Here is an 11872-nt window from a genome sequence, read left to right on the forward strand (position 1 = left end):
GCTATTATTATTGTTCTATTTTATTCAATAGTGGTGAGCTATTTACGCCCTTTGCAACAAACCCTTGCCAAGCGTTAGGCAATTTCGCCATAACCTGCTCTGCTGAAGTTTTGTCGGAAAAAGTAGCAAATACGCATGCACCTGTGCCCGTCATTCTCGACGGTGCGTAGTGTAACAACCACTGTAATAAATTTGCAACTTCCGGATGGCAATTCGCGACTAATTGCTGACAATCATTTCGAGTTTCTTCAAATTTATAGTCTTTCCACTGAATTGGCGGCGTATTTCTAGGCAGGTCAGGGTGGGTAAACACCGCACCAGTGCTCACGTGTACATTAGGGTTTGCAACCAAATACCACTTTTCTTCTTGAGGAGCTGGCATGATGTCTTCGCCAACACCGCCAGCAAATGCTGTTTTGCCTCGTACAAATATGGGTACATCAGCCCCAAGGGCTAAGCCTAATTGCGCCAGTTCGTCTTCATTGAGCCCGGTTTTCCATAGGTGATTAAGGGCTACTAAGGCGGTAGCTGCATTTGATGAGCCCCCGCCAATACCGCCACCCATAGGCAAACGCTTATTCAAAGAGATGCTAACACCGAGTGGTGTTTTCGTTTTATCAGCGAGTAATTTAGCCGCTCGAATAATGAGATTTTCTTCGTCAGGTACGCCTTCAAGGGGCGTCGCCATGGTTATTTTTCCATCATTAGTAACGTCAAAAGCAAGTTCATCGCCATAGTCGAGCATTTGAAACAGACTTTGCAGCTGATGATACCCATTATCAAAACGGCCAAGTATATGTAAAAAGATATTCAGCTTTGCCGGTGATGGCCACCACTGTAGCTTTTGTTCGCTGTCCTGGGATGTGCCATTAGCGTTAACGTTTTCTGTATTGGCGTTGCCCTTTACAGAACGAGTGATGGAAGAATCAGGTGTTGAAGAGTCTTTGATTTGCGAATCTTTCATTAAAGAATCAGCCATTCATAAATTTTTATTTTAAGTTGGGTCTTCGGTGCCAGTGGCGTTTCTGCTTGGGTAAGCGTGATGCTGTGCGGGAGCCAAGCTCCGTTTTCTTCGTTGCCTTTATCGGCATCCTTACTGGCCTCATCGGTATATACTTTGCCGTATTGGCCATATTTTACAGACCAATTGCTACAGCCCATACAGCCACTTTCAAGGGTATTAACAAGTCCCTTGTCGGTAAGGGTAAAAGTATCATCTTTAAGAGGGAGCCCTTTTACCCAAGAAAGCAACGGCGCAACGGGTATGACAATGCCGGTTGTTTTGTGGATGAGTAATTCAGGATCTGCATCGTAGTAAGTTTCGCCATCGGCAGTTAATGAGGACTGTTTACTGGTTACATTTAAGTCAACCATGCTTACGCCAAGAAAATTACTTAATCTAAAATCAAAATCACCTGAATCGTTTTTCCAGACTAAATTTAAACTCGCCGCCTCGTTGCCTTGCCTAAATGCGATTTTTCCACGCATTTGCCAGTGGCGAATTTCTGCCACTTTTTCTAATTGAGAAGTGAGGTTTACTGCGTGCTCTGGGCCTTTTGGAGCAGTTGTACAGGCACTTAAAAATACGCCCGTTAAAATTATTAAAGTAATTGCACGCCACATGGTGTGAAAAATTTCCCTGAGAGTTAGAGCGAAAACAACGCATATATTATGTGAACACAGTTTCACGAGCACTTTCAATCATTTTGGCTTTTTCGTACAATGCGCGTCCGACGTTGCCAGCATAGATTTTATGACTTTACTTGCCCTTGGCATAAACCACAAGACAGCACCAGTAGCACTTCGCGAAAAAGTGGCTTTTACACCAGATTCTCTGGTGGAGGCGCTTGCGAGCTTAAAAGCTGTGGACGGGGTTGATGAAACTGTCATTGTGTCAACATGCAACCGAACCGAACTTTACGTCAACACGCAGGATGAGAGCGGCGAAAAAATCTTGCAGTGGCTCAGCGACTTTCATCATCTAGATGTAAAAGAAATTGAGAATAACAGTTACCTACTTACAAAAGATGACGCCGTTAAGCATATTATGCGCGTGGCAAGTGGCTTAGACTCGCTTATTCTTGGTGAGCCGCAAATTCTAGGGCAAATTAAGCAAGCGTTTGGTGATGCTAGGCATTCAGGGATGGTTAGCAGCGAGTTCGATAAGCTATTCCAGCATACTTTTAACGTGGCTAAACGCGTTCGAAGTGAAACCGATATTGGTGCAAATGCTGTAAGCGTTGCCTATGCCGCAGTGCAGTTAGCGAAACACATTTTTGCTGAATTGCCCAAACGCTCTGTACTTTTGGTGGGAGCAGGTGAAACCATCGAGTTGGTAGCTCAACACTTAAAAGAGCAAGGTGTGAAGCATTTGGCCGTGGCCAATCGCACAGTGGCAAGAGCAGAAGCACTGGCACAAAAGCTCGATGCCACCGTGTATACGCTATCTCAAGTGCCTGAACACTTAAAAGAATTTGATATTGTTATTAGTTCAACCGCCAGTCAGCTTCCGTTAATAGGGAAGGGCATGGTGGAAAAAGCGCTAAAACAGCGTAAAAATATGCCTATGTTTCTCGTTGACCTCGCTGTACCCAGAGATATTGAGTCTGAAGTTAATGAATTAGGCGATGCATACCTTTATACCGTTGATGATCTTCAGCATATTGTTCAGAAAAATTTAGAAAACAGAGAACAAGCCGCGCAAGAAGCACAAAAGCTCATCGATAAACAAGCTAGCGACTACATGGCCTGGAAACAGTCTCAGCAGTCTATAGATTTAGTTAAGCAATACCGTCAAAAAGGGCTACTGCACCGGGACGATATTGTTGAAAAAGCAAAAGCACAGCTTGAAGAAGGCAAAAGCGCAGACCTTGTATTAGAGGAAATGGCGTATAAGCTAACCAATACATTGCTGCATCCAACAACATTGGCACTACGTGAAGCTGCTAAGCATGACGACCCGTCGTTAAGTCGTTGGATGGGACAGGCATTAGATTTATCTGATAACTCATCAGATGAAAATAAATAAGGTAATAAGAAGAATATGAAAGAGTCGGTCGTTAGAAAACTCGAACACCTCGTTGAGCGTTTCGAAGAAGTTCAGGCTTTACTTGGAGATCCTGACGTTATCGGCAATCAGGACAAGTTTCGCAATTTGTCAAAAGAGTTCAGTCAGCTTGAAGGTGTTGTAGATGGCTTTAATGCTTATCAAAAGGCACAGGAAGACCTTGCCTCAGCTCAAGAGATGATGAACGAAGATGATGCCGAAATGCGTGAAATGGCGCAGGAAGAATACAAAGACGCAAAAGCGGAAATAGAGCGCCTTGAAACCGATCTTCAATTGCTACTGCTGCCAAAAGATCCTAACGACGACAACAACTGCTTTTTAGAAGTGCGAGCGGGTGCTGGCGGTGACGAAGCGGGTATTTTTGCCGGCGATCTGTTCCGCATGTACAGCCGTTATGCAGAAGCCAAAGGTTGGCGTGTAGAATTAATTAACGCCAACGAAGGTGAGCACGGCGGCTACAAAGAAGTGGTTGCTAATATTAGCGGTGAAGGCGTTTACGGCAATTTGAAATTTGAGTCTGGCGGACACCGTGTTCAGCGCGTACCAGAAACTGAGTCTCAAGGCCGCATTCATACATCAGCGTGTACGGTGGCGATATTGCCTGAAATTCCTGAATCTGAAGCCATTGACATTAACCCCGCTGATTTGCGAATAGACACTTTCCGCGCCTCGGGAGCGGGTGGTCAGCACGTTAATAAAACCGATTCTGCTATTCGAATTACCCACTTACCCTCAGGACTTGTTGTAGAGTGTCAAGACGAGCGTTCTCAGCATAAGAACCGCGCGAAGGCCATGTCAGTATTGCAGGCTAGATTGAATCAAATTGAAGAAGAAAAGCGTGCGGCAGAAGAAGCGTCTACGCGTAAAAGTTTGGTAGGAAGTGGCGATCGTTCAGAGCGCATCAGAACCTACAATTTCCCACAAGGACGAGTGACTGATCACCGAATCAACCTTACCATCTATCGTTTAGATGAGGTTATTGCTGGTGATTTGAGTCAACTTATCAATCCTATTTTGCAGGAACATCAAGCAGACCTACTTGCGTCTTTATCTGACGAATAGCATGCGTATTGATGAAGCCCTGCAATGGGCTGTTGCGCTGTTAGAGGGCGGGGAATCGCCCCCTGTCGATGCTAAAGTACTGCTAGCCAATGCCCTTAACGTAAATCAAACCTATTTGTTTACCTGGCCCGATAAAGTGCTAGATAGCCAAACGCTTCACACGTTTCAAAAAGCGGTAGAGCGCAGGCGTCTTGGCGAGCCCGTGGCCTATATTATTGGCGAACGAGATTTTTGGACGCTTAAGTTAGCCACATCTCCCCATACTCTTATACCACGGCCTGATACTGAAGTACTGGTAGAGCAAGTGCTCAAGCACATACCCAGTGAGGTTAATGATCAATCGACCTCTTCTTTTTCTATATGTGATTTGGGTACTGGTACGGGGGCTATAGCGCTAGCGCTGGCATCGGAGCTGCCTCATATACAGGTGACTGGGGTAGATTTTAAGGCGCAGGCCGTAGCGCTAGCCCAACAAAATGCCGTAAACAATGGCATAGAGAACGTCACATTTTTACAAAGCGATTGGTTTAGTGAACTCAAAGCCAAGCAGTTTAATATTATTGTCTCTAACCCGCCCTATATTGAAGACTCCAGTGCGTACCTATTACAAGGTGATGTAACGTTTGAGCCTAAATCAGCGCTGACATCGGGCGAAGATGGCCTTCGTGATATTCGACACATTATTAGTGTCTCTCAAGCGCATTTGTTGACAGGTGGGTTACTTGCATTTGAACACGGTTTCAATCAGGGCGCTGCGGTGGCTGAGTTGCTGAGTGAGGCTGGCTTTAGTGATATCGAAACAATTAAAGACTACGGTGGTAACGATAGGGTAACCCTTGGCCGCTGTTACTAAAAGTTTTTACACGGGCCGATGAAAGAATGTACATTAAGGGCTACTCTCTTTCGGTAGCGATAATAAAAATATAAAGGAAATATGCCCGATGAATGACGACTTTCTTTTTGCAGAGGATGAAAAAGATACCAGTACTGAAAATCTTGGCAGTTGGAAAATACTGATCGTCGACGACGAACCTGAGGTTCATACCGTCACAAAGCTTGTACTCAATGACTTCATCTTGAACGGAAAAACCATAGAGTTTATCAGTGCTAACAGCGGCGAAGAAGCAAAAGCCATGTTCCGCGAGCACAACGACATTGCTGTGGTGTTACTTGATGTGGTTATGGAAACAGATGACGCTGGTCTTCAAGTAGCAAATTATGTTCGCAATGAATTGGATAATCATTTCACTCGCATCATTTTGCGCACTGGACAGCCTGGTCAAGCGCCAGAAAAAGACGTCATCATTAACTACGATATTAACGATTATAAGTCGAAAACGGAACTCACAGCGCAAAAGCTCTTCACTGTTATCATTGCTGCCCTGCGCTCGTACCGCGATATTATGGTGATTGAAGAAAACAGAGCAGGCCTTGAGAAAATCATCGATGCGTCTGTGGATTTGTTTTCTTCCCAGTCTTTAGAAAAATTTATGCAGGGAATAATCCAACAGCTAGCGTCTATCCTTGGATGTTCAAAGGATGCGGCCTACATTACAACAGCGGTGGCCACTACATCGCGCACTCTCGACGTAGACAATAATAAAATGGACGATGACGAGCTTTATGTTTTTGCCGGTAATGGTGAATACTCGTCAAAGGAAGGGTTACTGCTTAAAAATGCAATCAACGATAAAGAATATGCGTTGTGCGTGAAGGCGATGCAGGACAAACAGATAGTCTATGCAGAAGATCACGTTGTGGCGTATTGCAACAGCAAGTCGCACAAGGGTGCGTTGCTCTATCTTTCTGGGCTGCCTCGGCGGTTATGTGAAAGTGATAAGCACCTTATCAAACGTTTCTCTAACAGCGTTCAGTTGGCTTTTGATAACGTATTAAAAACCGTAGACTTAGAAGGTACCCAAAGAGAAATTATTGAGCGTTTAGGCCACGCACTAGAGCATGAGTCTAGCGATGCAAATCATATTAAGCGCATGGCTGAAATGGCAGGACTGATGGCGAACATACTGTCTATGCCTGAGCAAGAAATTGATACGTTTAAACTTGCTGTATCGCTGCACGATGTTGGCACTTCACGCGTACCGAAATCTATATTGCACAAAACGACAGCGTTAACCGACGATGATATTTTTGCTATCCGTCAGCATGCTGAGTTTGGCTACCAAATTCTCAATGACTCTTCTCGTCCTTCTATTCAGCTAGCGGCTACCTTAGCGCGTCAGCATCACGAGAGATGGGATGGGGAGGGATATCCTGAAGGGTTAAAAGGCGAAGAAATTGATCAAAAAAGTCGTATTGCAACGCTGATTGATGTGTTCGACGCTTTGCTGAATGAACGACCTTACAAGCCAGCCTGGAGCATTGAAAAGGTGGTTAGTACATTAAAAGAAGAAAGTGGGCGGCACTTTGAGCCAATATTGGTTACTCGCTTTCTTAATAATTTACCTGCGTTTCTGGCTATTCAGACGCAGTATCCCAATAAAAATCTATAACAGGAATATTCAATATGTACATGATGGCGAAACACCTCCACTTAACCGCAGTAGTGCTAAGCATTCTTTTCTTTATCTTTCGGTTTGTGTGGGCGCAATTTGATGCCACCGTATTGGCCAAAAAGTGGATAAAAATCTTACCTCATATTATTGATACCATATTGCTTGGCAGTGCGCTGTGGCTCTGTGTCATTATATCTCAATACCCGTTTGTTAATGCATGGCTCACCTTCAAACTATTTGGCGTTGTTCTGTACATCGTGTTTGGTTTGTTTGCGCTTAAAAAAGCAAAAACGGCTGCAGGCCGCTGGGGCTTTTTCATAGCAGCATTGGCTGTGCTTATGGCAACGGCAATGGTTGCGGTCACCAAGCAACCACTTTTCTAGAATTCGTTATCGGAAGTCATAATGTCTGAATCTAAACAAGTAATTCGCGTTGGTAATGTTGACGTTGCCAACCATCTTCCCTTCGTGCTTTTTGGCGGAATGAATGTATTGGAGTCGAGAGACTTAGCAATGCGTATAGCTGAACACTATGTTGAAGTAACGCAAAAACTCAATATTCCCTACGTGTTCAAGGCGTCTTTTGATAAGGCAAATCGCTCTTCGGTTTCCTCGTACCGCGGCCCGGGTATGGAAGAGGGCCTGCGTATTTTTGAAGAGATTAAATCGACCTTCAATGTACCGCTTATCACCGACGTACATGAACCTCATCAAGCAGCGCCAGTGGCAGAAGTGGTGGACGTTATTCAGCTACCGGCCTTCCTAGCTCGCCAGACCGATTTAGTGGTCGCTATGGCGAAAACCGGTAACGTGATTAACGTTAAAAAGCCTCAGTTTTTAGCACCCCATGAAATGCGTCACATCATAGGCAAGCTCAGTGAAGCAGGTAACGACAAAGTTATTCTGTGCGAACGAGGCAGCAGTTTTGGCTATAACAACTTGGTGGTTGATATGCTGGGTATGGATGCAATGAAAGCCTATGCACCGGTAATATTTGATGCGACCCATGCGCTTCAAATGCCAGGCGGCAGAGCAACATCGGCGGACGGTCGTCGTGCGCAAGCTGCACAATTGGCAAGAAGTGGAATGGCGTTAGGTTTGGGCGGTTTGTTTATTGAAGCCCATCCTAATCCCGATGAAGCAAAATGCGATGGCCCGTGTGCGTTGCCACTGTCTAAACTTGAGCCTTACTTGCAGCAGATGCAAGCATTAGACGAACTCGTGAAGGGCTTTGATACCTTAGACACAAGTAATTCTTAATGGGGTAAGTAATTTGGGGGTAGGCTGATGACGTATGCCGGTGAATTACACCGGCATCCGGATCAGGTGTGAAGAGGTGTTATTCGCCGTTTGCGACGTCAGTTAACTTATTACCTTTAGACTCTTCAACTTTAGACTCTGCATCGTTATAAAATGCTAACAAGCTGTTGTGCAGCGAGATTTGAGTTTCTTCAGATAGTATTGCTTTAGACTGCTTTTTAACAACAATGTGTGCGTCATTCGCTGGCAATACGTCTGCCATTTTCACATTGGTCATCGCAGTATTTATGAGAGAGGATAGATTGATCTTTTCTGGTTGTACGTTAGCATTCGCAGCAGCGCTGACAAACGCCATAACTGATACACTTGCAAGAAGTAGTTTTTTCATTTTCACACCTAATAAAAATAATTTAACAAAATGTGTTTAATTGTTAATTCGGTTAACAAATAAACATCATAAAAGACTGAAATTAAAAGTTCTTTTCAAATTTCGAGTAAATTGTAGTCAGTTTTTGTAAAGAGTGAAAACGATTAAAAGTATGGCTTGTCATTAGTTTATCTAATGCTATTGTCATGTACAGGTAACATTGGATTAAGAATACGGTATGCATCGACGTCTCCCCCCGCTAAATGCACTAAAAGCCTTCGAGGCTGCAGCTCGACACCTGAGTTTTACCAATGCTGCAGATGAACTATTTGTCACGCAGGCAGCAGTAAGCCATCAAATAAAAGCCCTTGAAGAATACTTGTCAATGAAACTATTTCTCAGGCGCAATAGAACTTTGCTTCTTACTGAAGAGGGGCAGGCCTATTTTCTTGAGTTAAAGGATATTTTTAAGCACCTACAAGACGCTACTGAGCGATTGCTTGCTAAGGGCAGTAAGGGGGCAATTACGGTGGCAATGCCACCAAGTTTTGCCAGTCAATGGTTAGTGCCCCGTATTAGTAAATTTAGCCTCGCGCACCCAGATATTGATGTGCGTATAAAAGCCGTTGATTTTGACGAGGGCTTTTTGGCTGACGATGTTGACGTAGCTATCTATTATGGCAAAGGGCGCTGGACTGGATTGCAGGCCGACCAGCTTCATCGTGAGTTTTTAACGCCACTTTGTTCACCCATGTTATTTCAGGGGCCAAAGCCGCTTTCTACTTTATCCGACTTACGTCACCATGTACTGCTTCATGATATGAGCCGCGCCGCATGGAAAAACTGGTTAAAGCACGTGGATGTGCTTGGGGTAAATGTAAATCAAGGGCCTGTGTTTAGTCACTCAATGTTAGTGCTGCAAGCCGCTGCGCTGGGACAGGGAATAGCGCTAGGTAATACTATACTCGCGCGCCCAGAAATTGAGGCAGGGCGATTAGTCATGCCTTTTGAAGAGCGCGTTGAGAGTAAAGATGCGTTTTATCTGGTATGTGAAGAGACGCAGGCTGAACTTGGCAAAATTGCTGCCTTTAGAGAATGGATCCTCGCTCTGGTAGAAGAGGAGATGGACAATGTTTGATATTGAAATAAAACGCTCAGGCTCTCCAATAGCCCAATTGATATTAGGTCATGGTGCTGGCGCGGGTAAAGAGCACGAGTTTATGCAGACCATGTCAGCGCTTTTTGTAGAGCGAAATATTGATGTGGTTTTATTTAATTTTCCCTACATGCAAACCATTAAAGAAACAGGTAAACGCCGGCCTCCAGATAAAGCTGAAAAATTGCTTCAGCACTTTCATGACGTAGTGGCGCATATTGAAACTAGTTGTGTTGAAACCAGCGCGCTAAAACAAACCGATACAGAGAATAAGCAGGCTTCGCTACCGATTTTCATAGGGGGCAAGTCTATGGGAGGGCGCATGGCAACTATGAGCATAGAAGACATGCCATCAGTAAAAGGGGCCATTGCCTTTGGCTATCCTTTTCATCCACCGGGAAAACCGGAGAAAACCCGTACTGACCATCTACAAGCAGTGAACAAGCCGCTACTCATTGTGCAGGGGGAGAGAGACACCTTTGGTACTAAAAGTGAAGTGGCGGAGTATGCCTTGTGTCCATCTATCGAAATCACTTTTCTCGCCGATGGCGATCACAGCTTTAAACCGCGAAAAGCCAGTGGATTTACCCAAGAGGCTCATATAAAGGCGGCTGTGGATATGGCATGTGACTTTATCACTAAGACTTTACAAGGACAGGTGGATGACTAACCCAGAGCCGGTTATAAAATCTCACTTAGAGGCGGACACTACCGTGGCTAAGGTGTACGTCATTATTGGCGCTGTAGCTGCCGGTTTGGCGGTAGTACTAGGTGCCTTTGCTGCACATGGGCTTAAAGCGGTATTGTCTCCAAGCGAGCTAATCACCTTTGAAACCGGTGTTCGCTATCAGATGTATCATGGCATTGCACTGCTGTGCTTACCAGGCCTTGCTGCACTGTTATCTGCTAAATGGGCAAACCGCGTTGCCAGGTGTTTTGTCATTGGTTGTGTTTTGTTCAGCGGTAGCCTTTATGTGTTAGCAACAACAGGCATAAAATGGTTTGGACCAATTACACCACTAGGCGGTGTGTTTTTTATCGTTGGCTGGATTTTGCTTATTGTCGCGTTAGTCAAAGGCAAAAATTAATACAAGCTGGGCCTGCTGCTTAAAAGCAAACGCCAGACTAGCAAAAGCAACAAACGTGTAAAAATAAGAAGCTAGCAACAAATGAATACTATTAATGGCTAAGCACTATTAATAGGCGAAAATCAGCAATGGGTAAAAACGAGTAATGAGTAATAAAAGCGTACTGGCGTACTGTCGGCCCGGATATGAAAACGATACCGCTAATGAAATGACCACTCGCTACGGTGAGGTGGGTCTTTACGGCTATCCGGTATCAAAGAAAAACAGCGGCTTTGTGCTGTATCATTTATACGATGAAGGGCAGTTAGGTCGAGCAGTTAGCCAATTCGCGGTAAAAGAAACGGTGTTTCCACGCCAACTTATCGCCGTTCTTGCTTCACTTGAAGACATAGAAAAAGAAGACCGAGTAGGCCAAGTATTAGAATGCCTTGAAGATATCGAAAAGCCGTTTTCTCTTTTTGGCGCTATTGATGTGGAATACCCTGATACGGAAGAGGGTAAAACCCTCGCTAAGTTTTGTAAGAAGTTTACTGTGCCGCTGCGTCAGAGCTTGCGTAAGGCGGGTTGGCTTACCGCTAAAGAAAACACAGGTAAAGCGAAGCTACATATATTCTTTGAGTCTTTTGAAACCTGTTATATCGGGTATTCATTGCCAACTCACGCAAGTAAAGATCACTTGGGTATATGCCGCCTGAAGTTTCCAAGCGATGCCCCGAGTCGTTCCACGCTGAAACTTGAAGACGCGCTGGTTAATATGTTGAGTGCGGAGCAACAACAAAAAGTACTGCGCACCGGCGGGCGGGCAGTGGACCTTGGCGCGTGTCCTGGTGGCTGGACTTATCAGCTTGTTAAGCGGGGTATGTATGTAGAGGCTATCGACAACGGATTAGTGGCCGATACGTTAATGCAAACCGGCCTGGTTGAGCACCATGCTGTTGACGGCTTTGCATATAAACCACAATTTGGTCGCGTCGATTTACTAGTGTGTGATATGATAGAGCAACCCGATCGGGTAGCAAAGTTAATGGGCGATTGGCTAGTTAAGCACTGGGCAACACACGCAATTTTTAATTTAAAGCTTCCGATGAAACGGCGCTTTGAGACAGTCGAAGAGGCTGTAGCGTTGATTAAGACGCGATTGAACGCATTGGAAGATGGGTTCTCGGTCAAGGTGAGGCATCTCTACCACGATAGAGATGAGGTTACAGTAACAATAGTGCGCACTTCAAAAGATGAGGTGTGATTTTGTTATTTTTAAGAAAAGGTCAGCAGTTTTTAAGTTGTTGATTTTAAACAAAAAGAATTAATGGTGGCTTGATTTCGTGCAGCCGATTTATCGGTTTGTACTAAAAAAGGTATA

At 44.7% G+C, this 11872-nt stretch carries 13 protein-coding genes; 10 read left to right on the plus strand and 3 right to left on the minus strand.

Annotated features, from left to right (window positions below):
* Positions 1-7: 7 nt before the first annotated feature.
* Both ispE and lolB read right to left on the minus strand, forming a co-directional pair.
* Entirely contained in the window at positions 8-964 is a 957-nt protein-coding gene (gene ispE / locus AC27HD_RS12335) for a 4-(cytidine 5'-diphospho)-2-C-methyl-D-erythritol kinase (protein ID WP_487106186.1), read from the minus strand.
* Entirely contained in the window at positions 964-1623 is a 660-nt protein-coding gene (lolB, locus tag AC27HD_RS12340; RefSeq protein ID WP_487106188.1) for a lipoprotein insertase outer membrane protein LolB, read from the minus strand. The genes ispE and lolB overlap by 1 nt, the downstream gene beginning before the upstream one ends.
* A gap of 130 nt (positions 1624-1753) precedes the next feature.
* Between lolB and hemA the strand changes: the two genes are divergently transcribed.
* The 6 genes from hemA to kdsA all read left to right on the plus strand — a co-directional run bounded on the left by hemA (position 1754) and on the right by kdsA (position 7901).
* Positions 1754-3028 (plus strand): glutamyl-tRNA reductase, encoded by a 1275-nt coding sequence (hemA, locus tag AC27HD_RS12345; RefSeq protein WP_032095006.1) that lies wholly within the window; start codon positions 1754-1756, stop codon positions 3026-3028.
* Positions 3029-3043: 15 nt separating this feature from the next.
* Complete coding sequence (gene prfA / locus AC27HD_RS12350; protein WP_032095007.1) at positions 3044-4129, plus strand: peptide chain release factor 1; 1086 nt, start codon at positions 3044-3046, stop codon at positions 4127-4129.
* Between the two features lies 1 nt (position 4130).
* The gene (prmC, locus tag AC27HD_RS12355) at positions 4131-4982 is read left to right on the plus strand and encodes a peptide chain release factor N(5)-glutamine methyltransferase (protein WP_487106191.1); all 852 of its coding nucleotides are present in this window, start codon (positions 4131-4133) and stop codon (positions 4980-4982) included.
* A gap of 88 nt (positions 4983-5070) precedes the next feature.
* Entirely contained in the window at positions 5071-6639 is a 1569-nt protein-coding gene (locus AC27HD_RS12360) for a response regulator (RefSeq protein ID WP_032095009.1), read from the plus strand.
* A gap of 14 nt (positions 6640-6653) precedes the next feature.
* Entirely contained in the window at positions 6654-7025 is a 372-nt protein-coding gene (locus AC27HD_RS12365) for a SirB2 family protein (RefSeq protein ID WP_487106193.1), read from the plus strand.
* 21 nt (positions 7026-7046) lie between these two features.
* Positions 7047-7901, plus strand: a complete 855-nt coding sequence (gene kdsA, locus AC27HD_RS12370) for a 3-deoxy-8-phosphooctulonate synthase (protein ID WP_032095011.1) — start codon at positions 7047-7049, stop codon at positions 7899-7901.
* A gap of 79 nt (positions 7902-7980) precedes the next feature.
* Here the strand turns inward: kdsA and AC27HD_RS12375 are convergent, their stop codons facing one another.
* Positions 7981-8289 (minus strand): hypothetical protein, encoded by a 309-nt coding sequence (locus AC27HD_RS12375; RefSeq protein WP_235207741.1) that lies wholly within the window; start codon positions 8287-8289, stop codon positions 7981-7983.
* Positions 8290-8506: 217 nt separating this feature from the next.
* On the opposite strand from AC27HD_RS12375, the gene AC27HD_RS12380 reads away from it, so the two are divergent.
* The 4 genes from AC27HD_RS12380 (at position 8507) to rlmM (ending at position 11755) form a co-directional block, all read left to right on the plus strand.
* Positions 8507-9406: a transcriptional regulator GcvA gene (locus AC27HD_RS12380; protein WP_032095012.1), complete on the plus strand. Its 900-nt coding sequence runs from the start codon at positions 8507-8509 to the stop codon at positions 9404-9406.
* Positions 9399-10094, plus strand: coding sequence for an alpha/beta family hydrolase (locus tag AC27HD_RS12385; RefSeq protein ID WP_487106196.1), 696 nt, complete (start codon positions 9399-9401; stop codon positions 10092-10094). The genes AC27HD_RS12380 and AC27HD_RS12385 overlap by 8 nt, the downstream gene beginning before the upstream one ends.
* Positions 10087-10512, plus strand: a complete 426-nt coding sequence (locus tag AC27HD_RS12390) for a DUF423 domain-containing protein (RefSeq protein WP_487106197.1) — start codon at positions 10087-10089, stop codon at positions 10510-10512. Before AC27HD_RS12385 ends, AC27HD_RS12390 begins: the two co-directional genes overlap by 8 nt.
* A gap of 145 nt (positions 10513-10657) precedes the next feature.
* The gene (gene rlmM / locus AC27HD_RS12395) at positions 10658-11755 is read left to right on the plus strand and encodes a 23S rRNA (cytidine(2498)-2'-O)-methyltransferase RlmM (protein ID WP_487106199.1); all 1098 of its coding nucleotides are present in this window, start codon (positions 10658-10660) and stop codon (positions 11753-11755) included.
* Positions 11756-11872: the final 117 nt, after the last annotated feature.

Source organism: Alteromonas sp. 4NS20-0143 (assembly GCF_057542855.1).